The sequence below is a fragment of the Paraburkholderia sp. GAS32 genome, assembly GCF_050434225.1.
GTDB classification, from domain to species: domain Bacteria; phylum Pseudomonadota; class Gammaproteobacteria; order Burkholderiales; family Burkholderiaceae; genus Paraburkholderia; species Paraburkholderia madseniana.
On record NZ_JBNPVS010000006.1, the window covers coordinates 21,447 to 45,600 of the forward strand.

The window sequence follows — 24,154 nt, forward strand, 5'->3', positions numbered from 1 at the left end:
GCCGATGCCCGCGCGGCTCAGTGCGCTGCCCCGCGTTCCTGCATGAATGCCGCGATCTGCGGCAAGGTGATGTAGCCCGCCTTCTGCGTGTCGATTTCATCGAAATGCTTGGCGACCATCGGCATGCCCGCGGCGGCCTGTTCCCGGGTGAGCTTGCCGTCGTGCGTGGTGTTGGCATTCGCAAAGCGTGTTTGCAACTGCTGCGCCATGCGCTCCATGCGCTGAGGATTGCCGCCCTGCGGTGCGGCCGTTTGGGCGAACGTGACGGTGGATGCGCAGCACAGCAGCACGACGGCGAGAAACTTTTTCATGACTGACTCCTTGGATTGAGCCATCGTGCGTCGCCTGCAAACCGCCGCGATCCGTTCGATGACAGGCCGAATTCTTGAGGATGTGCCGCCGGAAGGCAATTTGAGAATCATGTCGCCTTATGTCATGGCTTTTCGCGGCGCCGGCGCAGCAGATGTTCTCGCTGTCGTCGCAACACAGCATGCGCTTCATACACCTGCATGCTTATCTCATGGTCCACTTTCGCGCGACATTGAATGAAATAAGTTCGCGCTGCCGTTTTCAGGGCGGTTTGCGTATCTTTCGTCTGCCGGCGCTATCAGTGCCGCAAGTGCCTTAAGTGCATCAAGCGCGGCGCCTCAACGGTTCGGAAGGGTTCTCAAGCAATCCGAATCAGTCGCACGGCTTCTTCACCGGAAGACGCTCCGCACCGCTCAACGTCTCAGGAGTATCAAGTGAGTATTCGTCTCGTCTGCGCCTCTACCTTCACCGCCATCGGTCTCGCCTGTTCGTCGACGGCGTTCGCCCGGGTGGTCGTCTATATGCCGGCTGCCGTGGTCTACGCGCCGCCGCCGCGCCCGGTCTATTACTACGCGCCGGTCAAGCCCGTCTATGTGGTAGCGCCTCCGCCGGCTCCAATTCCCGTTGCTGTAGCGGTCGGCACGCCCGTGCCGTTGCCTCCGAAACCCGTCACCTTGTACACGACGGTCGTGGTTCCCGCGCCGACCAACTATGCAATCGTGCCCGCCCCTGCCGTCACCTACGCGCAACCCGTGATGGTGGTGCCGCGCTGAATGTGCCGGATGCGAGTCCCGACACACCATCCCCGCACTGTATCCAACGTATTGATTACATAAATCGCCGTTGAACCAGCATAGGACATGCTGTACGCAAGAATGCCTGGTGAATTCCCGTTGTGCTGAAGAATGGCCGGCGCGCCGCGCGAGAACGGGTTGTTCCGCTTGCGCGGCGCGCTGAGTCGCGCACTGATCGCACATTGAACCAGTACGTCGGCGCGCTGGACTCCCGGCGATCGGTCGCTTGTGCTCTCCGACACAATTCTTACCGGCAAAGACGTGAGATGGACTCGCTTTTTGGCTGTCCCGGGACGTATTGGGTGGATTAAAACAGGTGGAAGACCAGTCTTCTCCAGAGGCCCGCCTGACTGGGCGGCGCCGATACATCATATAAATGTATGGCGTTCGAAAGCTCGATGTTAGCTCGACATCGTGGACGCGTGGTACGGCGCTTGCTGCACTCTTCACCACCGTCAGGCGCGCCCATTAGTCGGACCTATCTGTCCAGCTACCGGCGTCTGGCTCGCACGCGCTTGATCGCCCGTCCACTTCCTCTTCTGGAACTTTAGTTAGATGAGCTATCACGACATAGACAAAGAAATCGCCCATCTCGAACTCGTCTTCGGGAAGATTTCCACCAACGATCGCATTCCACTGTCGTATTGGCGCAATCGGCTGGGCATGTTTCCCAAAACGTTGCTGATGACGACACAGCGCGCCCGCCTCGCGCGGCTCGAAGCCGCCCTGCGCTCACTCGAGCAGTCCGCGCAAACGCCGGCAGCCGAGCGGCCCATGCGAGCGACGGGCACCCGGTCATGACGCGTTGCCCTTTATTTACCCTTAACCGATCAGGATCCGCGCGGCGAGCGCTAGCGCGAGGGCGGGCAGCATCACCACCACGCCCACTTTGAAAAACTTCATGAAGCTCACGTCTTCGCCTTCGCGGCGAATTGCGTTGAGCCAGAGGATCGTTGCGAGCGAACCGGTGATCGACAGGTTCGGACCCAGATCGACGCCGATCAGCAGCGCGTCGATCACGCGCTCAGGACTATGCGCCTGCATCACGGTCGAACTGGCGACCAGACCCGCCGGCAGGTTGTTCATCAGATTGCTGCCGATCGCGATGACGCTGCCCGCCCAGCCAGCCGTCGTGGCTTCACTGTGTTGCGTCGCATCTTGCAGCAGATGGACGAATGTCTTGATGACGCCGGTGTGATCGAGCATCTCGACCAGCACGAACAACGCGGCGACCAACGGCAGCACGCTCCACGATATTTCCCGGATCATCGGCAGCGGCGATTTGCGCTCCTGGATCAGCACGACCGCGGCGGTCAGCGCGCCGAGTATCGCGGTGGGCAGGCCGAGCGGGACATCGAAGGCGGACACTGCCAGCAGCACGACGGCCGTCACCGCGATACCCGCAAGCGCAACGCGCCCACTCGACGACAACTCGAGTGGTTCGAGATCGGCCTCGCAGGTGCCGGCGAGCGCGTCGCGCTGAGTCCAGCGCAACAGCACATAGGTCGCGACGATCGACAGCAGCGAAGGCAGCGTGAAGCGGATCAGCCAGGCGCCGAGCGCGGGCGTGTGATTGCCGTACAGTACGATGTTGGCCGGATTCGAGATCGGCAGCACGAAGCTCGCGGCATTCGCAATGAACGCGCAGACGAAGAGCAAGGGCAGCGGAGGCGTCTTCGCTTTTTTGGCGGCGGCAAAAACGGCAGGCGTGAGCACGACCGCGGTGGCGTCATTGGAAAGGAAAGCGGTGATGACCACGCCGACCAGGTAGACCAGCAGAAAGAGCTTTCGCGGCGATCCTTTGGCGTGGTTGACCGCGAAAACGGCGACCCAATCGAACAGACCTTCGCGGCGCCCGACTTCGGATAGCAGCATCATGCCGACCAGGAAGAGGTAGACGTCCGTGCCTTTGCCGACTGCCTCGACGGCCAGATCGACGGGAAGCAGGCCCAGCGATACGAGTAAAAGCGCGCCGGCGACGGCCCACACGGCCTCGGGCCATTTGAACGGGCGGGTGATGACGCCAGCCGTGGCGGCTATGGCAATACCCCAAGACAGGAAGACGGAATTCACCAAGCAGGTCCTTGATTCTGATTGCGCGCGAGCGCGGAATGGGAGCGCAGCATAACCCATGGCCGGGATGCTGCAGGCGGTCGCGGCGCAAGTTGTGTGCCACGCAATACCGCCGTGTCTGCCACGGTATCCCCCCGATTCACGGCGGCAATACAATTCCGTCCGTTATCCTTGCCGTGGTACAACTGCGCCGGGCGCGACGCTGTTCTTCTCATTGCCATTCATGGGTCGAACCTTTTGAAGCGATTGACCCGGAAAATTAACACAGTGCCACGTCTTTTCGTCAAATCAGACCGCCGTCCGGCTTTATTTCATCCCCATTAGCGTCACGGCTAGAACAATCTGTTCTCTTCTCCTGGTCTATTCAATTTTCATTGGCATCCCTACTATCCGCATTTACACGCGACACACCGCACGCGGCACGCGGCTCGCACCACGAATAGTGAGCATGAACCCATGAATCCCCGTCCTTCAGACGTCAAGCACTACAGCGGCCCTGCCGTCGCATTGCACTGGCTAATCGCATTGCTGATCATCTGCGGGTTCTATATCGGCTGGATCATGACCGATATCCCTGGCTTCACGCCTACCAAGCTGAAGTACTTCTCGTGGCACAAGTGGATCGGCGTGACGGTCTTCGTGCTGGCCGTGGCGCGCGTGCTGTGGCGCACCACTCACCGCGCGCCGGCGCTCGACAGCGCTACACCCGCATGGCAGAAGGCTGCGGCCCATCTCGTGCACGGCGTGCTCTACGTTCTGATGCTGGCAATTCCGCTGTCCGGCTACTTCTATAGCTCGGCCGCGGGCATTCAGGTGGTGTACCTCGGCATCGTGCCGCTGCCCACCTTCATCGGCCCGGACCAGGCGCTCAAGGCAAGCCTGCGCACGGTCCATGTGCTGCTCAACTACACGCTGTTGGCACTCGTTGGGATGCACGTACTCGCGGCGCTCAAGCATCAATTTGTCGACCGCGACGGATTACTCGCACGGATGATTCCGTTCCTCAAATAACACACGAGCAACGGCCGATTGGCTACAGCCTGTTGGCAATCTAATTCCCAGCGGTGCGCAATCAGCGCGCGTGGGTTCGATAGGATGCGTACCACCATGAAATCAAACTTTTACCACTCCATTCTGGCCGGCGTCGCCGCCTTTTCATTCTTCGGCGCAGGCCTTGCGCACGCCGATGTCGACACGAGCAAAAGCACTGTCGTCGCCACGACGAAGCAGATGAACGTGCCGGTGGACGGCAAATTCAAAAAATTCTCGGCGCAACTGAATTTCGATCCCGCCAAGCCGACCGCCGGCAGCGCCAATGTGTCGATCGACACCGGCAGCTACGACCTCGGTGCCGACGACTACAACAAGCAGGCCCAGGGCAAGGAATGGTTCGATAGCACGACCTATCCGGCCGCGACGTTCGTCTCGAGCGCGATTGCGCCGGCCGGCGGCAATCAGTACAAGATCACCGGCAAGCTCACCATCAAGGGCAAATCGCAGACCGTCGTGGTGCCGGTCACCATCGCCAGCCAGGGCAATACGCAGACATTCGACGGCGCATTGCCGATCAAGCGTTCGCAGTTCGACGTCGGGACGGGCGAATGGAAAGACACGTCGGTGGTCGCCGACGAAGTCGTCATCGAATTTCACATCGTTGCTTCGAAGAAGTAACGGAACACACCTAAGCGTCACAGCACTTTCTGAAACCTGGAGAATAACTTGAAGAAACAACTTTTGCTCGCCGCGGGCGCGCTGACCGCAGCCATGTCGTTCAACGCAATGGCCGCCGATACGTATCAGCTTGACCCGATGCACACCTACCCGAGCTTCGAAACCGACCACTTCGGCGGACTGTCGAACTGGCGCGGCAAGTTCAAGAAGAGCAGCGGCACCGTGGTGCTGGATCGCGCGGCGAAAACCGGCACGGTGGACGTGACGATCGATATGAGCTCGGTGGATATCGGTAACGACAAGCTCGACTCGGAACTGGTCACGGACAAGTTCTTCGACGCCGCCAAGTACCCGACCGCGACCTACAAGGGCACGCAGATCCGCTTCGACGGCGACAAGCCCGTGGAAGTGATCGGCACGCTGACCATGCATGGCGTGACCAAGCCGGCCAACCTGAAGATCGAATCGTTCAAGTGCATCATGAACCCGATGCTCAAGCGCGAAGTGTGCGGCACCGAATCGACCCTGACGTTCAATCGCGACGATTTCGGCGTCGACTTCGGCAAGACCTATGGCTTCAAGATGCTGACCACGCTGAATATTCAGGCTGAAGGCATCAAGCAGTAATAGCTGCTCCCCTGTAGCTTGCGGCAGGCGGCGGAATAACTCCCCGCCTGCCCGTTCGACGTCGCGACGTGACCATTTACTGTCGCTCAACAGGCGGATAGGCGAACGTGAGCGAAAGATGCGGGGCTCGCGGCACGTAGAGACGCAACGCCAGATAGAACCCTGCAGACGGCGCCGGTAACCAGTTGCTACGCAGCGCGGGGTCCACAGGCTCCTTTGCAGAAATGGCGATACGCAAACCTCCGTCGCTGTCATAGCGCAGTCCCTGCGTACGGTCGCCAATCGAATAGCGCTGAAGCGGATTTTCGACGAGCATTCGCGTCGTCTTGTCGTACATCGTAATTGACCAGAACGCGTCAGTTTGCGGCAGCGCCTCCGGCAGGAAGTGGAGCAGGTATTGCATGCGTCCGTCGAGCGGCGCGTCCGCGGCATCGCGATCGGCGATGATGTACATGGCTTCTTCGACCCCAAGCGCGCCAATATAGTTGTGCGCAACCTGCGCCCGTTCGCGATACCGGGTACCGAACGAATCGCTCACAGCGACAGGCAGTGCCCACCCTCCCCCCAGCGCGGACGGCAACGCCCCGCTCAATTCATCAAGCGCTTCTGTCAGCGCCCTTTCGATCGCATCGTGTTGCTGATGACTCAACGCGTCCGCATCCAGACCCGGGCCGATGCCGCAGATGGCGAAGCACGCGAGATCGTCCTCGGCTTCAGCAGGTGGAGGGCATTCCGCCAGCGCACGATTGACCACGCGCACGAATAGCGTGGTGTCCCCTGGCCTGTCACCCGGTTGCATACCCGCATCGATCAGGCTGGGCACCCTCGCACCGGAACCCGGCAGTGGCCGTAATTTCAGACGATCCTGTAGTGCAACCACTTGCGCGACATCGTCCGCGCCATCCACCAGAATGCGTCCGATCAACCACGTACTGTCCGTCGGGCAGGCAATCGCCTGTACACCGTCCGGCACCGTGCCGTCCCAGTCGGGACCGTGCAGCAGAAATACCCCACCGTCGTTTCCGGTGGTCCGGGTGCCAACATAGGCAAACGGGTTGGTATAGAAATCCAGCAGGCCCAGCACGAAATAGCGCCCCAGCATGGGTGGCACATCCAGCAGCAACGGGCCATGAGCAAGATCGAGCCAGGTGCTCGAGTAAAGGGTGTCGTTATTCGGCGTGACCACTTCCCGATTCCGGGGACCCAGCGGTTCTCGCGTGTGGACCCATTGATTGGCCCATCGCCAGGTTGATTCCGGCGAGCCGCCGGCAAAGTGACCCGCGCTGTCGCGCCGCGCCGAGGTCGCGGATCGCATGCGCGACATTTCGTAAAGCGGCAGGGTGAAGAGCACGGCTGCACGCGCGGCGGCGACGAGGTCCTGGTTTTCCGCCAGCGTGGCTTGAGCGTGGGTATCGAACGTAGACATAGGTTAGTTTCAGTTAGCAGTTGAGATTGCGGACAGCCGGAATCTCGTAGCGGTTTTCAAGGAACGCCGCGCGAGGCTGATAGAGCCGAAGGATCAGATAGAACCGCGCTGAGGGAGCGGGAAGCCAGTTCGCCTCAACGGCTGGCGCGTCGTGCTGGATGAGAATGCGCAGGCCGCCGTCCGCTTCGTAGCGTAGGCCCTCGGTTCGATCGCCAATCGCGTGACGCGCGAGCGGATTCTCGACGAAGAAACGATCCGCGCCGTAAAGCGAGATCGACCACAACGCGCGCACCGGCGGCAGGCCACCCGGCGGGAAATACAACTCGTAGCGATGGCGCCCGTTCAGGTGCTCGCCCGCGCCATCGAAATCGGCTACGGCGTAGACGGCCTCAGTCGCGCTGAGTGCGCCTAGTCCCTTCATGGCCGTGCAGGCGCGCAGCAGATAGTCGCTGCCATAGCGGCCGAGCTTCAGGTTGTAGCCCCAACTGCGCCGCCCACGGCTTTCGGTGTGAGCGGCGATCAGCCGGTGAGCGTCCTCATAGGCGAGTTGCAAACCGCGTCGCACGAAGGGCGAAAGCATCTCAACATCGATCGGTTTGCCGGGGTACAGGTCGGCGCGTGCGAGGAGGCCGAACAAAGCCGTTTCGTCAGCGCGTGGTGGCACATCTTGAAGCGCATTGAACAGGTTCTGGAAAAAATCAAGCGCCGGCTCGGTGCTCGCGCGCCAGTCTCGCACGCAGGCGAATCCCACTGCGTCACGCCCGCTGAGAGCAAATCCTGACGCTGCCTGCTGAGCCTCAGGCAAGTCATCGTCTCCCTTGACAAGCACGCGCCCCAGCATCCACACGAGGGGCGTCGGGCAAGCGATCGGCTCTGCGTTCAGGCTCGCGGGTGCTGCCTCGCTCGCGCGATGCAGCACGTACCGTTTGCCGGAAGAGCCCGCGTTAAGCGGACTCAAATTGACGAAATTGTTGGTGAACGCATCAAGCAACTCGATGACGTAATACCGGTCCACGTCCACCGCGGGAATGTCCAGCACGACCGGACCGTCAGTGAGATCGATCCACGCGTTCAGATAAAGAAAGTCGTTCGCTGGTGTAACGATGTCGCGATCCTGATGTGTCCAGCGGCGCATGCTTGCGTGGATCGAATTGAACGGCGCACACAGGGGGCTCGTCGAGACGGGAGATGTATGCATTGCACACGTACGTATCACCTCGACAAGCGGATAACCATATATGGCAACCGGCGCCGCGGCCATCCTGACGAACGCCACCCTGGGGTCGTCGTCCTGCGTCGAAATTGCCTCGCGTGTCTCTATCGCATTGCTATTCATGAGTGTTCCGTACAAAAGTGGTCGGGATCGCGCCGATCTGCGCGCAGGTCGACGCCAGACCCGCAAAGCGGCGCCGGTCTCCGGCCGGGTCTACCAGGCACGCCGACGCGACGCCCGCGACCACGGCGAACCCGCCGGCCAGTGCGATGCCCAAGCGATAGCCCGTTAAGGCGTCGCCAGCCACGTCGATGATCTGGCCCATGACAGCCGGCGTAATGAGTCCCGCCAGGGTGGTCACGCAGATATTGATGCCGAGCACGCCCCCGCGCTGACGGGCGGGCACCACCTCGCCCGCCAACGCGACACCCGTCGTGAAGGCAAACGACGCGAGCGAGAAACCGACCGTCACGGCGGCGATCAGCGCCGCACCAGGCGGCAATACCGGCATCAGAAGGAGTGCGCTGCCCGACACCACGACGGCCGCCGCACCCAGCGTGCCCCGCGCATGACGGCTGGCGATGCCGCGCTTCATCAAGCGTTGCGACCACCAGCCGAGCAGCGGCGCCATGACCATCTGGCCGAACGCGGGCAATACAACAATCCATCCCACTTGCATCAGCGAATAGCGCGCTACTCTGACCAGATAACTTGGCAGCCAGATCGTCGAGAGCGCGAGCACGACGTACGCCGCAAATCCGGACAGATTGCAACCAAGGCATGTGCGCGATAGCAGCAATACGCGTAGCGGTATCTTTTCCTCCAGCGATGCGGCCTGCGCGACCAGGGCGCCGGGCGCACGATCGCCGGCCGATTCGAGCGGTCCTTCACGGCCGATAGCGAGCCAGACGACGCTCCAGACGAGACCCACCACCGCGAGGGTCAGGAAAGCCGCGCGCCAGCCAAAATTCAGAATGATTGCGGTAATAACGGGCGCGATGAACCCGGCCCCGAACGCCGCGCCGATCGTCAGCAGCGCGGTCGGCAAGGTCCGCTCCGCGTCCGGAAACCATTTGTAGAGCGAGTGAATCGCGACTGGATAAGCCGGGCCTTCACTCGCGCCGAGCAGGATTCGCGACATCACAAGCGTGGTGGGCACCGCGGCGAGGAGCAGCGGCGCCTGGGACACGGACCAGACGACGGCCATGGCCAGCAACAGCCAGCGAGTTTTCACGCGGTCCGACAACAGCCCGACCAGCAGAGACGAAAGCGAAAACAGCAGGAAAAAGCTGGCGGCGATACGCCCGAACTGAGTATGCGTCAGGCCGAGTTCACGCATGATCGGCTCGGCTGCAAGCCCCATCAGCGCCTTATCGGCAAAGTTGATCGCAAGGAAAAAAAACAGACCGGTCACCACGATCCACCGGTGACGGATGTCGTACGTCGAGAGTTGCATCATGTCTCCAGTCGCGGCTATCCGGGAAGTCGCCCTCAAGCTGAAGGCGGCCTCGTTGCCGCGTCGAAGACATTGAACGATGCCTTGATCAATAAGACAATTGCATAGTTTTCATCGAATTAATGTGTTTTCAACATTTATTCGACTGGGTGCCGCGTTCACGCAGGTTTCACCGCCGCCACACGCTTGATGGCCATGATCGCCTGCTCGGCTGCCGGCGAAAGCGTACGTCCAGCCAGATGGACGATTGCGAACTGCAGCCACAGATGCGACCGGGATGGCACCGACAGCGCCACCAGACCGGCCGAGCGCTCCCGTTCCCAATGCGTCTGCTCGGTGAGCAGCAGCAGCGCATCCGTCTTGCGGGCGTACTCACGCAGCACGTTGACGTCGTTGCAGGTCAGATGAAACTCCATTTCCTGTGTGGGCGGAAAACGCAACCACTTGCGCAGCGACTCGCGCATCGCCTCCGGCAGCGGAACCGATACGACGGGATAACCTGAGAGTTGCTGTACCTCGATCGGATCGTGCCGGGTCAGTGGGTGACCCTCGCGAACAAACCAGGCCGCTCGATGCCTCGGCAATGCAATGACCTCGAGCTTGCTGCTCGACGGCACGCCGCGAATGTCGACGATCAGAAAATCCAGTTGCTCCGCGTGTAACAACTCCAGCAGATTCTTCCAGTTGTCGACGGCAGCGTTGATGCGCAGATTCGGATGGCTTTGGGCGAGTTCGTCCAGCGCCGCGGGCAACAGCATTGCGGCCGGATAGGGCCCGGAGCCGAAGTTGACCGAACCGAGGTCGTGGCTTTTCAGTAAATCCACGTCGCGTAACAGGCAGCGTGCTTCGAACAGGACCTTCCGCGCGCGCTGCACGACCGTCTGGCCGGCGGGCGTGATGCGTACTTCGCGGGTGCTGCGGTCAAACAGCACCATGTCCAGATGCTCTTCGATGGCCTGAATACTTCTGCTCAGCGCCGGCTGACTCAGATGGACGCGCACGGCGGCTCGCGCAAAGCTGCCCTCTTCTGCGAGCGCAACGACGTGTTCGAGTTGGCGAAGATTCATGGGATCGGGAGGAATAGTTGGATTTCGGCCGCGCTCGTTCAGGCGCGGCGTGACGATGCATCGGAGTGTCACATAGTTCGGCTCGGCGGCAGACCCCGTTCTTCGCAACACGCCCCGTTTTCGAGGCTTAAACCGAGGCTCAAACAGGCTCGCCGCCCAGACAACCTCTTGTTATAATTCTCTCATCAACGCGAACAAAACATAACGCGCCCCCACACTGCGCTCCACACCACGCGACAGGACCTCCATGCTGAAACCCGACCGCCTCCGCGCCCTCGCCGATGCGCTGGCCAAGCAGAACGTGATGCGCCTGCGCGACGCCGCCAGCCTGCTAGACGTATCGGAAATGACTGTCCGGCGCGATATCGCAGGCAGTCCGGAGCGATTCACGTATCTCGGCGGCTACATCGTCAGCGCGACCGACGTACCCAATAACGCCGGCTATTCACTCGAAGAAGAGAAGGATCATTTCGCGCAGGCCAAGGCGGAAGCCTCCGCGATTGCGGCGAAACTCGTCGTCGACCACGAAACGATTTTCATCGATTGCGGTACGACGCTCACCACGCTTGCGCGCCTGATTCCGCTCGAACGTCACGTCACTGTGGTCTGCTATTCGCTGAATGTGGCGGAGATTCTGCGGCGCAAGCCGAATGTACGGATGATTCTGCTGGGCGGCGTCTACGTGCCCTCGTCAGATTCGTTTGCGGGCGAAGAGAGTCTGGAGATGCTGCGCCGCATGGGCATCAACAAGGCGTTCATTTCCGCGGGCGGTGTGGATAACGCGCGCGGCGTGACGTGCTGGAACTTTCACGAAGTCGCGCTCAAGCAGGCGGCCATGGCAAGTGCCGTCGAACGGCATCTGGTCGTGGACCAGAGCAAGTTCGGCGTCGTCAAGGCGGTGCGCTTCTCGCAAATCGACGACTTCGATTCCATCATCACCGAGAAAGGCCAGGAGCTTCGCAAGCGCAAATGAATGCGCTAGCCGCACGCCGTCGCGTCACGGTGCCGGTGAGCGGCCGACGTGACTGGCTTTCAGTCTTCAGCTTTTGCGCTGCAATGCGAACAGCGTCCCGGCGATCAGAATGAACGCGCCGATGATCACCTTCTGCCAGGTGCTCGGCACGCCGACCAGAATCAGCACACTGTTGATCAACGTGACCAGCACCACACCGAGCAACGTGCCGGCCACCGTACCCGTTCCCCCCGTAATGCGCGCGCCGCCCAGGATCACCGCGGCGATCACATCGAGCTCCGAGCCGACCAGATCGAACGGATTCGCGAGCCGGTTGTTCGATACATGCAGAATGCCCGCTATGCCGGCGAGCATGCCGGTATAGCCGAACACGAACAGATGGATCGCGCGCAGGTTATAGCCGAGCCGCTCGGCAATCGCGAGGCTGCCGCCCATTGCATAGACACCGCGTCCCATCATGGTCCGGTTCAACAGCCACCACGTGACACCGGCGGCCGCCACCAGCGCCAGCACCGAAACAGGCAGCACCGCGCGCAGGCCTTCGCTGGTGTGATAGAAAAACAGCGGAATCCGGCCGAAGTGATCCATGCTGTGCGGAATGTTCATGAAGAACGTCGTGCCGATGAACGTCAACAGCAGGCCGCGATACAGATACTGCGTGCCGATCGTGACGATCAGTGAAGGCGCTTTCAAGCGATGCACCAGCAGGCCGTTGATGAGACCCAGCAGCACGCCGCCCAGCGCGCCGGTGATCAGGATCAGCGCGAACGGCGCGTCCGGCCACCAGGCAAACACCGCCTTGGTAATGCCGTACATCGTCAGCGCTGCGATCGCCGTGAACGAGACGTCGATGCCGCCGGACGCCAGCACAACGAGCGTGCCCAGCGCGAAAAGCGACATCGTGGTGGCCGAATGCAGCAGATCGAATAGCGTCGCCAGTTGAAAGAAGCGTGGGTTGATCGCGCCGACAATCAGGCACGTCGCCGCGATCAACGCGACGGTGAACCATTCGGGGTTGCGCGAGAGCCTGGCCCACAAGGTGGGCGGCTTGACCTCGGGTGCGACTTCGACAACGGTCGGGGTGGTCATGGTCTGGTTCATGCGCGAAGGGATCCGCGAGTTCATGGGTATCGGCGTCCTTTATGCGGCTTCCGAAAGCAGCGCGTGATACAGGTCGGCTTCGCTCAACGTGTCGGCCTGATATTCACTGGCCACACGCCCCTTCTTCATCATCAGGATGCGATCGCAGTTCTGCAGCAACTCGGGCAGATCGTCGCTGATCAGAATGATGCCGATGCCGCTTTGCGACAGACGCTGCATGATGCGGTAGATGATGTCTTTCGATCCAACGTCGACACCGACCGTCGGTCCATGCAGAATCAGCACGCGCGGATCGATGGCGAGCCAGCGGCCGATCAGCACGCGCTGCTGGTTGCCGCCCGAGAGCGATTGCACGGGTTTGTCGACGCCGGGCGTCGCGATCTGCAAATCGTTCACCGTCTGTTCCGCGAGCGCTTGCGCGCGCGTGCGATCGATCTGGCCAAAGCGATCCCGCAAGCTGGAGATCATTGCCGTGATCACGTTGTCGCGAATCGACTTGTCGAGAAACAGCCCTTCGTTCAGGCGGTCTTCGGGCACATAGCCAATGCGATGATGTTTCGCGTCCGAGGGCGTGCGCAATGCAATCGCCTTGCCGTCGAGCAACACCTGCCCCGATTGCGCCGCCGCAACGCCCGCGAGTGCGCGCGCGAGTTCGTTGCGCCCCGAATCGAGCAAGCCGGTGATGCCGAGAATCTCGCCTCGATGCAGCGTAAACGACACGTCGCTGAACTGGCCAACGCGCGTGAAGCCGCGCACGTCGAGTACGACATCCTGGCCCAACGTGCCTTCACGATAGCGCTCGTTCGTCAGATGGCGTCCTGTCATCAGTTCGCTGATCTGCGCTTTGGTGAATTGCGCGATCGGTCCCTGCGCCATCTTCTGGCCGTCGCGCAGCACGATGACTTCGCCGCCGATCGCATAACACTCATCGAGCTTGTGGCTCACGAACAGCACCGTCACGCCCTGCGAGCGCAGGTTCGCGAGCACGGCGATCAGATTGTCGACTTCTTTCTGCGTAAGCGACGTGGTGGGCTCATCCATGATGACGAACTTTGCCTCGCTGGCAATCGCGCGAGCAATGGCGACGAGTTGGCGCGTGGCGAGCGGTAATTGCTCGATCAAGGTCGCCTGAAACTCGGCGTCGCCGGGCAAGCCGACCGATTCCAGCGCACGCGCCGCCGTGCGTGCGAGTGCGCGCTGGTCGAACGTACGCGCAAGCCGGCCTTCGTGCGTGGCCAGCTCGGCGGTAAGCGCGACGTTTTCCGCCACGTTCATGTTGGGCAGCAGCGAGAGATCCTGATAGACGGTTTCGATGCCTGCCGCCAGCGATTCCAATGCGGACAGCCGTGCATGCCGGACGCCTTCGATCACGAGTTCGCCTTCGTCGGGCGGCTGCGCGCCGGAGATGATCTTGATCAGCGTGCTCTTGCCACAGCCGTTTTCACCGAGCAGGTGATAGATCTGACCACGCTCGAACGACAGGCTCACCCCGCGCAATGCATGTACGCCGGTGAAACGCTTGTGCACGCCGACCACCTGCAGAAACGGCTGCGAGGTATCGGACTGCGGCTGCGAAGACGATACGTCTTGATTCATGATGGCGAGTCGCAAGTTAAGGCGTGCCCACATGGGCATGCCTTGAAGGAAGTCCCCCGAGGGGGACGCCGTGACACATGAAGCAAAACAGCCCGATCAGAACGGATACTGCTTGTAGTTCGACTTGTCGACGTTCACCCAGCCCTGACCGCGCACGATGATTCCTTTGCCCGGCCCCTTGGCGACGGTGACTTTGGTGTAGCCCGGAATGCCGAGATCGGCGCCGTTCTCGACCGTCTTGCCATCGATCAGCATCTGCGCGACCTTATTCATCGCGATGCCCGCGAGCTTCGGATCCCAGAACGCAATGCCGTTGATCGCGCCGCTCTCGAGGAACTTGCCGGCTTCCGTCGGCAGGCCCGTACCGTAGACGCAGATCTTGCCCTGCATGCCGGCTTCTTCCACCGCGCGGCCGATGCCGATCACGTCGAGCGAGGACGAACCCTGGAAGCCCTTCAGGTCCGGATGCTTGCGCAGCACTTCCTTCGCGACTTCATAGGCGCGCTCGCCGTCGTTATTGGTTTCGAGTTTCGGTTCGACCAGATCCATCTTCGGATATTTGGCTTTGGCGTTGCCGATGCCGCCGTCGGCCCATTGCACCTGCGAGCGGCTGCCGAGCGAACCGACCAGCGCAACCCACTTGCCGTCGTCGTGCATGCACGAGGCGAGACGCTCGTTCAGGCCAGCGCCGTAGGCCGTGTTGTCGAATGCTTCGATGTCGACCATCGTGTTCTTCGCGTTGTCGGCCTCGTGGGTCACCACCTTGATGCCGCGATCCATCGCCTTCTTCAGCGCCGGTTCGAGCGTCGGCGGATCGTAGGGCACCACGGCAATCGCGGAAACCTTCTTCGCGATCAGGTCTTCGATGATCTTCAGTTGCTGTGCCGCATCCGCGCGGCCCGGACCGGTCTGATACGCGTTCACGCCCGGGTTGTCCTTTGCGAACTGCTTGACGCCGTCGTCCATCCGGTTGAACCAGTTGATGCCGGTCACCTTGACGACCGTGACGATCGTCTCGTTGATTGCAGCCTGTGCAGCGGCGATCACGCCCACGGTAAGAGCGCCTGCTGCAAGCGCGGCACCCAGTCGAGTCAATTTCATGCGATGTCTCCTTTATCGTTCGATGTAGTCCGATGTCGCCCCACTTCACCATCACGGACAGTCAGGGCTCGTTGTCCGCCGCGTACTGAAACCCGGGTTGTGCCTGCTAAGTCTGTTTGACGCGCTAACGTTTCGGGACTGAGCCGGAGCTTGCGGCACTAGCACTTCCACCGCCACCGCCGCCAAAACCGAAGATCGCGCGCACTCGCTCGCCGCCAGCGAACGCGAGCGACAGCAACAACAAAAATCCCCACGCGCAATCGCCGAAAAACTGCGATACGCCCAGCAGATTGAACAGACTCGAGAGGAACTGCAGCACCGTTGAGGCAAAGAACACGCAGATGATGCGGCCGTGGCCGCCGGCGGGATTCACGCCACCCATCACCGCGATCAGGATGGCGATCAGCAGATAGGAGTTGCCGTAGTCCCATTTCGCACTGGACGTATGGGTCGCGCTGATCAAACCTGCGAGCGACGCAAGCACGCCGCACATCGCATAAGTCATGATCAGCATCCGCGCGCGCGGAATGCCCGCGTAGAACGCCGCTTTGGGGTTGGTGCCCATCAGATAGAGACGCAGGCCGAACGGGCTGCGTCTGAGCAACCAGCCGAGCACGACCACGGCCGCGATAAAGATACAGAATGCGATCGGCACCTGAAACACGGTACCGTTGCCGATATTCGACAACGGGTCGACATAGTCGACATGCACCGAGGCGCCGTTGCTGAGCACCACGGCAAAGCCCGTGAACAGCAACTGCGTGCCGAGCGTGCAGAGAATCGGCGTGAGCCGCAGGCGCGCGATCACCACGCCGTTCAGGAGGCCGCCGAGCAGTCCCATCGCCACGACGAGCGCGCAGAAGAGCGACGTGTAGAGCACCGGCGAATCGTCGCCGTTGACGAAGCGCGGCACGACGAGCGCGGCAACCATCCCGGACAGGTTCGCGAGCCCGACGCCTGACAGGTCGATCCCGCCGTTGCCCGACACCATCGACAACATGATGCCCAGCGCCAACAAGCCGAGTTCGGGCAACTGCCCGCCCATCGACTGCAGGTTGTCGATGTCGACGAATTGCCCGTGCGAAAGCCACGTCGCGACCAGCACGACGAGTACATTGACGATCAGCAGAAAATTCAGTTGCCGGTCGCCGAACATTTTTCCAGCGGTGAACGAGGACTTCATGGTCAGCACGATCTCCTTCAGTCTTCGCGAACGGTCAGGACAATGGCGAGGCGGCCTCGGCCGGCTGGCTCAACACGCGGTTCACTTCGTCGAGCGTCGGCATGGAAGGCGCCGTGCCCGGACGCGTGACGGAAATGCCCGCGAGCGCGCAGCCGAAGCGCAGCGCCGAGACGGCGTCGTCGCCACGTGCGAGGGCCGCCGCGAAGCCGCCCGTGAAGCCGTCGCCGGCGCCGGCGGTCTCCACCACGCGGCCGCATTGATAGGCCGGCACGAGTATCGATTGAGTTGCCGAGTGCAGCAGCGCACCGCCTTCCCCCAGTGTGACGATCACCGCGCCGACACCTTTGGCAAGCAGTACGTCGGCGGCACGGCGCGCGTCGTCGGCATTCGCGATCGGCACGCCGGTGAGCGCAGTGGCCTCGGTTTCGTTCGGGGTGATGTAGTCGCACAACGGAAAGATGTCGTCGTCGAGCGGCAAGGCGGGCGCCGGATTGAACACGGTGATGACGCCGTGCCGGCGCGCCACTTCGAGCCCGCGACGCGCGGCAGCAAGCGGCTGTTCGAGCTGCGTGACAAATACGCGCGCGGCGGCGATATCGGCTTCGATCGCGTCGACGTCGGCTGCTTCCATCGTCCCGGCCGCGCCGGAGGCGACGATGATCGCGTTCATACCGGTGTTGTCGTCGACGAAGATATGCGCGGCGCCCGTGGACACGCCCTCGACCACGGAGGCGCGTGCCGTAATGCCTTCAGCGGCCCATGTGGCGCGCGCAATCTCGCCGAACGCATCGTTGCCGATGCGCGTGCAGAACACCACTTCAGCGCCGGCGCGCGCCGCCGCCACCGCCTGATTTGAGCCCTTGCCGCCCGGCCCCATCGCGAACGCCGTGCCGGCAATCGTCTCGCCGATCAGCGGCATCCGCCCGGCGCGAAACGTCAGATCGGTGACGTAGATGCCGAGAATGACGACACGCCCGTTTCGTTGCAAAGACGTGTTCATTCGCGTTCCCCTTGAGGCGCGTTGATCGTGAAGCATGCGTGCGGGGTATGCGTTGCGCGCAGCGCCGCCGTGTTCAATTGCAGATCCAGATGCTTCAGCACGTTGTCTCCTCCATTTTCTGGTTGGCGTGCAGGGTGTTCAGGCGTAAGCGCCGACTTTCAATCAGTCTCCGTACGGTATCCAGATGTTCTTCACCTGCACGGCCTGACGCAAAAACGGCCGGCCTTCGCTCGAACGGTCGAACCAGTCGAACTGGCGGCCGTGATCGACAAAGGTACGCTTCAGATTACCGACCGACTCGCGCTCGACCAGCGTCGAATCCGCCGCGTTGCCGAAACACCAGACGGCATCGACGTCGTCGTGTTTGGCGAGCGCCGGCAGCAGCGCGCTACGTTCACCCGTGACGATGTTCAGCACACCGGCCGGCACATCCGAGGTTTCGGCTACCTGATAAAAGTCAGTCACCGTGAGCGGACACGCCGCGCTCGGCAGCACCACCACACGATTGCCCATGGCCAGCGCGGGCGCCGCCAGCGACACGAAACCGAGCAACGGCGCTTCGTCCGGACAGGCAATGCCGATCACGCCGAGCGGCTCATGCATGGCCAGCGCGACGCCGCGCAGCGGCGGCGTATGCACGGCGCCGTCGAACTTGTCGGCCCACGCCGCGTAAGTGAAGAGACGCGCTACCGCCGCCTCGACTTCCGCATGCGCTGCCGCTTCCGTCGCACCGTTTCTCGTCACGAGTTGCCGCGCGAACTCGTCCGCGCGAATGGCCAGGTTCTCCGCGAGATAGAACAGAACCTGAGCACGATTGTGCGTGCTCGCCTGCGACCACTTCTGAGCCGCGCGCGCCGCTTCGACCGCGTTGCGGATGTCCTTGCGGTTGCCCTCGCCCACTTCACCGACCAGCGTCCCATCCGGTGCGTGAACCGGGAACGAATAGCCGCTGTCCGGACGCACCTGCTTGCCGCCGATAAAGAGCTTCGCGGTGCGGTCGATCAGCGTGACGTTCGACAACGGATCGCGCTCGCCTGCGCCTGCCGTCTGTTCAGCGCGCGCGGCCTGACGGACAGCAAGATTGAGCCACGCTCGCGGTTTCAGATATTCGTAGATGCCCTCACGGCCGCCTTCGCGACCATAGCCCGACTCGCGGTACCCACCGAAGCCGACCGCCGCGTCGAACAGATTGGTCGCGTTGATCCATACGACACCGCACGCGAGGCGCGGCGCGATATCGAGCGCGCGGCCGATGGTTTCACTCCACACGCTCGCGGCGAGTCCGTAGCGCGAATTGTTGGCGAGCGCAATCGCTTCATCCGGCGTGCGAAAGCTCATCGTGACCAGCACCGGTCCGAAGATTTCTTCCTGCGCGAGAGTAGACGCCGGCGCGACGCCGGTGACGAGCGTGGGCGGATAGAAGCAGCCGCCGGTGGGCATCGTCGTATCGGGCGACTGCCACACCGCACAACCTTCGCGCCGCCCGGTTTCCACCAACGACTCGATACGTTCGAGCTGCACCGGATCGACGATCGCACCGATATCGATACTCTTATCGAGCGACGTGCCGACGCGCAGCGTTTCCATGCGGCGCTTCAGCTTCGCGATGAAGCGCGCTTCGATCCCCTCCTGCACGAGCAGTCGCGAGCCCGCGCAGCAGACCTGCCCCTGGTTGAACCAGATCGCGTCGACGACACCTTCGACTGCGCCGTCGAGATCGGCGTCGTCGAACACGATGAAAGGCGACTTGCCACCGAGTTCGAGCGTCAGCGATTTGCACGTGCCGGCCGTAGCCGCGCGAATCAGGCGCCCGACTTCCGTCGAACCCGTAAATGCGATCTTGTCCACCCGCGGATGTTCGACGAGCGCCGCGCCGGTGCGACCATCACCGGTGACGACGTTCAGCACGCCCGCCGGCAAACCCGCTCGATGAGCGAGTTCGGCGAACAGCAACGCGGTGAGCGGCGTGTATTCAGCCGGCTTCAATACGACGCAGTTGCCTGTTGCAATCGCCGGTGCGATCTTCCATGCGAGCATCAGCAGCGGAAAATTCCACGGCACGATCTGCCCGACCACACCGAGTGGCGCGTAATCGGCGAATTCGCTCTCCTGCAACTGCGCCCAACCCGCGTGATGCAGGAAGTGCCGCGCGACGAGCGGCACGTCGATATCGCGTGTCTCGCGGATCGGCTTGCCGTTGTCGAGCGCTTCCAGCACGGCAAAGAGGCGGCTATGACGCTGGACCATGCGCGCGAGCGCATACAGATGCCGCGCCCGTCCGGCGCCGCCAAGCGCGAGCCAGCCCGGCTGCGCGGCACGTGCGGCCGCTACCGCCGCGTCGACGTCGGCCGCATCGCCCTGGGCGACCTCGGCGAGCCGCCCGCCCGTGGCGGGTGCGTGCGAAACGAAGTGTTCGCCGGCGGCGGGCGCATGCCACGCCCCGCCGATGAAATGCCCGAAGCGCGCCTCATGCTGCGCGAGCCAGGCGCACGCGGGCTGATCGTCCTCGGGTGCGGGACCGTACTCCATCGATGAAAAATACTCGGCTACGCTCATGGGATCGATCTTCTGTTCAGGCTACGGGGTGACGGTTGAAAGCGGAGTAACGACCGCTCACGTGATGTTCGAGCTGGCGTTCGATATCGGCCAGCAGGCTCGAGGCGCCGATACGGAACAGTTCCGGCTCGAGCCACGGGCGGCCGAGCTCTTCCTTCATGAGGATCTGATAGGACAGCACCGACTTCGCGCTCGACACGCCGCCCGCCGGTTTGAAGCCGATCGGCACGCCAGTGCGCTCCTGGTACTCGCGAATCATGCGCACCATCACCAGCGAAACATCCAGCGTGGCGTTGACGCCTTCTTTGCCGGTCGACGTCTTGATGAAGTCGGCGCCGGCCATCATGCAGACCATCGAGGCGCGCGCCACGTTAGAGAGCGTGCGGATGTCGCCGGTCGCCAGAATCGTCTTCAGGTGCGCCGGGCCGCAGGCCGCGCGGAAGTCGCGCACTTCGTCGTACAGCGCCTGCCAGTTGCCGGTCAGCACATATTCACGCGTGACAACGATGTCGATTTCCTGCGCCCCATCCGCGACCGAAGCCTCGATCTCTTTCAGCTTCAATGGATGCGGAATCAGCCCGGCGGGAAACCCTGTCGATACTGCCGCGACCGGAATGCCGCTGCCCTGCAGCGCGTCCACCGCCGCCGCGACGAAACGGTGATAGACGCAGACCGCCCCCGTCGTAATGCCTTGCGGCACGATACCGAGCGCTTCGAGCAGATCGGCCCGCACGGGTTGGCGCGCCTTCGCGCACAGGCGGCGCACGCGGCCTTCGGTGTCGTCGCCGTTGAGCGTGGTGAGGTCGATGCAGGTGACGGCCTTCAGCAGCCAGGCGGCCTGCGCATCTTTCTTGACGGTACGGCGCGTGGCAAGCGTTGCCGTACGCCGTTCGACCGCCGACTGGTTGACGCGCAAGCCGTCCAGCCAGGACGCGTCGAACGGCATGCCCGGGTTGCGCGCCGGGTGAATGAGCGGACCGCCGCGCAGCGCGACGACCGAAGAAGAAAGCACAGGGGCTTCAGGCATAAGACATCCGAAAATTTGATGCGGCGCACAACGGCCGCCGACAATTTGTTCCCACTTATGCTACAACGATTGATAGAATCATAACAAGCTTTCCGATTCAATCATCACATAAGCAGGCATCTAAGCCCTGTCAGCGCCGCCAATGTTATTGACGCACCATATTCATGATGCGAAGATCACAACTCGGCTTTGGCCGATAGCACCATACAAAGAAAAGAATGTCGTCGTCTTGACGAAGGAGACATGCCAGATGAGTGAGCCGGTTGCGGTCGCGGCCGCGTCATCGCCTCAGGTTCCATTGATCCGTGTTGCGGGCGTCACCAAGCGATTTGGCGGCGTGCAGGCGCTGCGCGGCGTCAGCCTTGACGTGTTGCGCGGCGAAGTGCACGCCTTGCTCGGCGAAAACGGCGCGGGCAAATCCACGCTAATCAAGATTCTCAGCGGCGTTCACACCTACGACGACGGCGTCATCGAGATCGATGGCCAGAAAGTGGCATTCGACTCACCGGCGCGATCGCGCGAGGCGGGTGTTGCCGTGGTCTACCAGGATCTGAGCCTCGTCGAATCGCTGTCGGTCGGCGCCAATCTGATGCTGGGGCGCGAGCCTCGCACACGTCTCGGCTTTGTGAAAAACCGCCAGCTCATGGCAACGGTCAGCGAGTTTCTCCGCTCGCACGGCATCCCGCTCGACCCGCGCACCGCCGTTGGCGCATTGCCGTTCGCGTACCGGCAAATGACCGAGATCTGCAAAGCGCTAATGGGCGACGTGCGGGTTCTGATCCTCGACGAACCCACGTCGGCACTGACGGGCGGTGAAGAGCAGATTCTGTTCGACGCGATTCGCGCGGTCACGAACCGCGGCGTGGGCGTGATCTACGTGACGCATCGGTTAAATGAGGTGTTTCGGATTTCGCAGCGCGTCACCGTGTTCCGCGATGGCGCCAATGCCGGCACGTTCTCGACGGCGGAAACCGATATGAAAGAGCTGGTCGCGGCGATCGTCGGTCTCGGTCATGCCGCGTTGCAGGCGCGGGAGAGGACGGCTGTCGGTGCTGCCGGCGATGAATCCGCTGTCGGACCGCAAACATCGGCCACGCCCAATGCCCCCACTGTCCCCGTTCTCAAGTTGTCGAACGTGAGCAATGACAGGCTTCACGACGTCGACCTCACGGTTCGTCCTGGCGAGATCCACGGGCTCGCGGGATTGATCGGCAGCGGGCGCACGGAAATTCTGCAAACCATCTTTGGCATTCGCAGGATCGACGCAGGCGCCATCGAGATCGGCGGTCAATCCCGCTCGCGTATCACGCCTGCAGAAGCCATCCAGCTCGGCGTAGCGCTGGTGCCGGAGGATCGTCATCTCGAAGGGCTCGTCCTCGATCATTCGATCGAACGCAACCTGACCTTGCCGCGATTGCCGCAATTTTCTCGCTGGGGATGGCTGCGCAGCCAGGCGGCCGTCAACCAGGCGAAGCGCTCGATGAAAGAGCTGGCCGTCAAGGCCCCCGGCTCCTCGACCGCGGTCAAGTTTTTATCCGGCGGCAACCAGCAGAAAGTGGTCTTTGCCAAGTGGAACCATCCGCGCCCCACGCTTCTTTTACTCGACGAACCGACTGTCGGCGTCGACGTCGGTGCACGCGAGGAGATCTACGGCGTGGTCCATGACGCCGCGCGAGCGGGCACCGCCGTGCTCGTCGTGTCCTCGGACCTCGATGAACTGCTGCGCCTGTGCGGCCGGATTTCGATCGTCGCGGACGGCGCTATCGTCAAGACCGTCGAGCGCGCCGAACTCGCCAACGCCGAAGCGCTTCATCACCTGATCCAACTGTCCCGTTCTTCCATCGAGTCCCCCGAGGGGACTTCCTTCGAGTCCCCCAAGGGGACTTCCTTCGGGGCGCACACAAAATGAACGACTCCGTCTCGCCGCTGACGGCTAAACGGCAGGCATCGCCACCGCAGAAGAGCCGTATGCGGCGCCTCGCGCAACTCCTCCTGCAAGGCGACCGGCCCTATGCGCTCTACGGCGCGTTCGCGATCCTGCTGGTGGTGTTCAGCTTCGCCTCGCCGTGGTTTCTCTCCATCGACAACTTCCTGAATATCGGCCGGCAGACCGCACTGGTGTCGATCGTCGCGATCGGCATGACCTTCGTGATCATTGCGCGGCAGATCGATCTGTCCGTGGGGTCGACATTGGCACTGTCGGGCATGTCCGCGGCGCTCGCCATGGCGCATGTCGGCGATAGCTGGATCATCGGCGCGATTGCCGGCATCGGCACCGGCGCAATCGTCGGCGCGATCAATGGCGTCGTGACCACGCGGCTGAACATTCCCTCGTTCCTCGTGACGCTCGGCACCTTGAGCGCGGCACGCGGACTCGCCCTGATGGTGACGACAACGCGGCCCGAGATCATCACTAACGACTCATTCATCTCGATCTTCGGCGAGGGCGACATTGCCGGTGTGCCGGTGCCGATCATCTGGACGGTGCTGACCGTGATCGCCGGCATCCTGCTGCTGCATTACAGCGTGTTCGGTCGGCAGATTTATGCGGCCGGCGGCAATCCGACTGCGGCGCTCTACTCCGGCATCAACACGCGACGCGTGACCACCCTCGCCTTCATTCTCACCGGCGCGCTGGCCGGGCTCGCCGCGCTCGTGCTCGCCGCGCGCTCGCATGCGGCGCGGCCCGATGTCGTGCAAGGGCTGGAGCTCGATGTGATTGCTTCCGTGACGCTGGGCGGTTGCAGCCTGTTCGGCGGCCGCGGTTTCGTACTTGGAACGCTGCTCGGCAGTCTCATCATCGGCACGCTCAATAACGGGCTGGTCCTGCTGGGCGTCAGTTCGTCGCTGCAACTGGTGATCAAGGGCGCCATCATCGTCGCGGCTGTGGCCTTTACCAGGAAGTAACCAGGGAAATAAGGAAAGCACGTCGATCACGCGAGATGTCACGTGCCCGCGTTGTTCGTGAATGGCAGGAGACG

Annotated in this window: 22 protein-coding genes; 9 read left to right on the top strand and 13 right to left on the bottom strand. The window is 62.3% G+C overall.

All coding sequences use genetic code 11. The features are described 5' to 3' along the window. Positions 1-17 precede the first annotated feature (17 nt). Positions 18-311, bottom strand: coding sequence for a hypothetical protein (locus tag P3T25_RS09275; protein WP_097393818.1), 294 nt, complete (start codon positions 309-311; stop codon positions 18-20). A 25-nt stretch (positions 312-336) separates the two neighbouring features. On the opposite strand from P3T25_RS09275, the gene P3T25_RS09280 reads away from it, so the two are divergent. From P3T25_RS09280 to P3T25_RS09290, 3 genes are all read left to right on the top strand, one after another. Beyond that, positions 337-549: a hypothetical protein gene (locus P3T25_RS09280; protein ID WP_429357946.1), complete on the top strand. Its 213-nt coding sequence runs from the start codon at positions 337-339 to the stop codon at positions 547-549. Positions 550-743: 194 nt separating this feature from the next. Next, the gene (locus tag P3T25_RS09285; protein ID WP_171927505.1) at positions 744-1,082 is read left to right on the top strand and encodes a hypothetical protein; all 339 of its coding nucleotides are present in this window, start codon (positions 744-746) and stop codon (positions 1,080-1,082) included. Between the two features lie 576 nt (positions 1,083-1,658). Then, positions 1,659-1,904, top strand: coding sequence for a hypothetical protein (locus P3T25_RS09290; RefSeq protein ID WP_429357947.1), 246 nt, complete (start codon positions 1,659-1,661; stop codon positions 1,902-1,904). 21 nt (positions 1,905-1,925) lie between these two features. Here P3T25_RS09290 and P3T25_RS09295 read toward each other — a convergent pair whose 3' ends face one another. Next, entirely contained in the window at positions 1,926-3,176 is a 1,251-nt protein-coding gene (locus P3T25_RS09295; RefSeq protein ID WP_171927506.1) for an arsenic transporter, read from the bottom strand. A 456-nt stretch (positions 3,177-3,632) separates the two neighbouring features. On the opposite strand from P3T25_RS09295, the gene P3T25_RS09300 reads away from it, so the two are divergent. From P3T25_RS09300 to P3T25_RS09310, 3 genes are all read left to right on the top strand, one after another. Next, complete coding sequence (locus P3T25_RS09300) at positions 3,633-4,187, top strand: cytochrome b (protein WP_154559998.1); 555 nt, start codon at positions 3,633-3,635, stop codon at positions 4,185-4,187. A gap of 96 nt (positions 4,188-4,283) precedes the next feature. Then, complete coding sequence (locus tag P3T25_RS09305) at positions 4,284-4,847, top strand: YceI family protein (RefSeq protein ID WP_429357948.1); 564 nt, start codon at positions 4,284-4,286, stop codon at positions 4,845-4,847. A 48-nt stretch (positions 4,848-4,895) separates the two neighbouring features. Beyond that, positions 4,896-5,474, top strand: a complete 579-nt coding sequence (locus tag P3T25_RS09310; RefSeq protein ID WP_154560000.1) for a YceI family protein — start codon at positions 4,896-4,898, stop codon at positions 5,472-5,474. Between the two features lie 76 nt (positions 5,475-5,550). On the opposite strand, the gene P3T25_RS09315 is transcribed toward P3T25_RS09310, so the two are convergent. The 4 genes from P3T25_RS09315 to P3T25_RS09330 form a co-directional block, all read right to left on the bottom strand. Then, on the bottom strand, positions 5,551-6,900 hold the full coding sequence (locus tag P3T25_RS09315; RefSeq protein ID WP_429357949.1) for a DUF1254 domain-containing protein: 1,350 nt from the start codon (positions 6,898-6,900) through the stop codon (positions 5,551-5,553). Between the two features lie 13 nt (positions 6,901-6,913). Further along, positions 6,914-8,236: a DUF1254 domain-containing protein gene (locus P3T25_RS09320; protein WP_429357950.1), complete on the bottom strand. Its 1,323-nt coding sequence runs from the start codon at positions 8,234-8,236 to the stop codon at positions 6,914-6,916. Further along, on the bottom strand, positions 8,229-9,572 hold the full coding sequence (locus tag P3T25_RS09325; RefSeq protein WP_429357951.1) for an MFS transporter: 1,344 nt from the start codon (positions 9,570-9,572) through the stop codon (positions 8,229-8,231). The genes P3T25_RS09320 and P3T25_RS09325 overlap by 8 nt, the downstream gene beginning before the upstream one ends. Positions 9,573-9,727: 155 nt before the next feature. After that, complete coding sequence (locus P3T25_RS09330; protein WP_429357952.1) at positions 9,728-10,636, bottom strand: LysR family transcriptional regulator; 909 nt, start codon at positions 10,634-10,636, stop codon at positions 9,728-9,730. Between the two features lie 247 nt (positions 10,637-10,883). On the opposite strand from P3T25_RS09330, the gene P3T25_RS09335 reads away from it, so the two are divergent. Further along, positions 10,884-11,609: a DeoR/GlpR family DNA-binding transcription regulator gene (locus tag P3T25_RS09335; RefSeq protein WP_429357953.1), complete on the top strand. Its 726-nt coding sequence runs from the start codon at positions 10,884-10,886 to the stop codon at positions 11,607-11,609. Between the two features lie 66 nt (positions 11,610-11,675). Here the strand turns inward: P3T25_RS09335 and P3T25_RS09340 are convergent, their stop codons facing one another. The 7 genes from P3T25_RS09340 to deoC all read right to left on the bottom strand — a co-directional run bounded on the left by P3T25_RS09340 (position 11,676) and on the right by deoC (position 21,173). Beyond that, positions 11,676-12,734, bottom strand: a complete 1,059-nt coding sequence (locus P3T25_RS09340; RefSeq protein WP_154560006.1) for an ABC transporter permease — start codon at positions 12,732-12,734, stop codon at positions 11,676-11,678. 15 nt (positions 12,735-12,749) lie between these two features. After that, on the bottom strand, positions 12,750-14,306 hold the full coding sequence (locus tag P3T25_RS09345) for a sugar ABC transporter ATP-binding protein (protein ID WP_429357954.1): 1,557 nt from the start codon (positions 14,304-14,306) through the stop codon (positions 12,750-12,752). 96 nt (positions 14,307-14,402) lie between these two features. Then, positions 14,403-15,407 (bottom strand): autoinducer 2 ABC transporter substrate-binding protein, encoded by a 1,005-nt coding sequence (locus P3T25_RS09350; RefSeq protein ID WP_429357955.1) that lies wholly within the window; start codon positions 15,405-15,407, stop codon positions 14,403-14,405. A gap of 124 nt (positions 15,408-15,531) precedes the next feature. Further along, positions 15,532-16,590, bottom strand: a complete 1,059-nt coding sequence (locus P3T25_RS09355) for an ABC transporter permease (RefSeq protein ID WP_429357956.1) — start codon at positions 16,588-16,590, stop codon at positions 15,532-15,534. A gap of 34 nt (positions 16,591-16,624) precedes the next feature. After that, entirely contained in the window at positions 16,625-17,590 is a 966-nt protein-coding gene (gene rbsK / locus P3T25_RS09360; RefSeq protein WP_429357957.1) for a ribokinase, read from the bottom strand. 162 nt (positions 17,591-17,752) lie between these two features. Beyond that, positions 17,753-20,146 carry an aldehyde dehydrogenase family protein gene (locus P3T25_RS09365; protein WP_429357958.1) on the bottom strand — a complete coding sequence of 798 codons (2,394 nt, stop codon included), beginning with the start codon at positions 20,144-20,146 and terminating at the stop codon, positions 17,753-17,755. Positions 20,147-20,162: 16 nt separating this feature from the next. After that, positions 20,163-21,173 (bottom strand): deoxyribose-phosphate aldolase, encoded by a 1,011-nt coding sequence (gene deoC, locus P3T25_RS09370; RefSeq protein ID WP_429357959.1) that lies wholly within the window; start codon positions 21,171-21,173, stop codon positions 20,163-20,165. A gap of 250 nt (positions 21,174-21,423) precedes the next feature. Here deoC and P3T25_RS09375 point away from each other — a divergent pair, with 250 nt between their 5' ends. After that, positions 21,424-23,082, top strand: a complete 1,659-nt coding sequence (locus P3T25_RS09375) for a sugar ABC transporter ATP-binding protein (RefSeq protein ID WP_429357960.1) — start codon at positions 21,424-21,426, stop codon at positions 23,080-23,082. Next, positions 23,079-24,080 (top strand): ABC transporter permease, encoded by a 1,002-nt coding sequence (locus P3T25_RS09380; RefSeq protein WP_154560014.1) that lies wholly within the window; start codon positions 23,079-23,081, stop codon positions 24,078-24,080. The genes P3T25_RS09375 and P3T25_RS09380 overlap by 4 nt, the downstream gene beginning before the upstream one ends. Positions 24,081-24,154: the final 74 nt, after the last annotated feature.

Bases quoted from the DNA above. Each gene is read 5' to 3' on its own strand.
- P3T25_RS09275 (WP_097393818.1), bottom strand. From the start codon at position 311: ATGAAAAAGTTTCTCGCCGTCGTGCTGCTGTGCTGCGCATCCACCGTC.
- P3T25_RS09290 (WP_429357947.1), top strand. From the start codon at position 1,659: ATGAGCTATCACGACATAGACAAAGAAATCGCCCATCTCGAACTCGTC.
- P3T25_RS09300 (WP_154559998.1), top strand. From the start codon at position 3,633: ATGAATCCCCGTCCTTCAGACGTCAAGCACTACAGCGGCCCTGCCGTC.
- P3T25_RS09305 (WP_429357948.1), top strand. From the start codon at position 4,284: ATGAAATCAAACTTTTACCACTCCATTCTGGCCGGCGTCGCCGCCTTT.
- P3T25_RS09315 (WP_429357949.1), bottom strand. From the start codon at position 6,900: ATGTCTACGTTCGATACCCACGCTCAAGCCACGCTGGCGGAAAACCAG.
- P3T25_RS09320 (WP_429357950.1), bottom strand. From the start codon at position 8,236: ATGAATAGCAATGCGATAGAGACACGCGAGGCAATTTCGACGCAGGAC.
- P3T25_RS09325 (WP_429357951.1), bottom strand. From the start codon at position 9,572: ATGATGCAACTCTCGACGTACGACATCCGTCACCGGTGGATCGTGGTG.
- P3T25_RS09330 (WP_429357952.1), bottom strand. From the start codon at position 10,636: ATGAATCTTCGCCAACTCGAACACGTCGTTGCGCTCGCAGAAGAGGGC.
- P3T25_RS09335 (WP_429357953.1), top strand. From the start codon at position 10,884: ATGCTGAAACCCGACCGCCTCCGCGCCCTCGCCGATGCGCTGGCCAAG.
- P3T25_RS09340 (WP_154560006.1), bottom strand. From the start codon at position 12,734: ATGAACTCGCGGATCCCTTCGCGCATGAACCAGACCATGACCACCCCG.
- P3T25_RS09345 (WP_429357954.1), bottom strand. From the start codon at position 14,306: ATGAATCAAGACGTATCGTCTTCGCAGCCGCAGTCCGATACCTCGCAG.
- P3T25_RS09350 (WP_429357955.1), bottom strand. From the start codon at position 15,407: ATGAAATTGACTCGACTGGGTGCCGCGCTTGCAGCAGGCGCTCTTACC.
- P3T25_RS09355 (WP_429357956.1), bottom strand. From the start codon at position 16,590: ATGAAGTCCTCGTTCACCGCTGGAAAAATGTTCGGCGACCGGCAACTG.
- rbsK (WP_429357957.1), bottom strand. From the start codon at position 17,590: ATGAACACGTCTTTGCAACGAAACGGGCGTGTCGTCATTCTCGGCATC.
- P3T25_RS09365 (WP_429357958.1), bottom strand. From the start codon at position 20,146: ATGAGCGTAGCCGAGTATTTTTCATCGATGGAGTACGGTCCCGCACCC.
- deoC (WP_429357959.1), bottom strand. From the start codon at position 21,173: ATGCCTGAAGCCCCTGTGCTTTCTTCTTCGGTCGTCGCGCTGCGCGGC.
- P3T25_RS09375 (WP_429357960.1), top strand. From the start codon at position 21,424: ATGAGTGAGCCGGTTGCGGTCGCGGCCGCGTCATCGCCTCAGGTTCCA.
- P3T25_RS09380 (WP_154560014.1), top strand. From the start codon at position 23,079: ATGAACGACTCCGTCTCGCCGCTGACGGCTAAACGGCAGGCATCGCCA.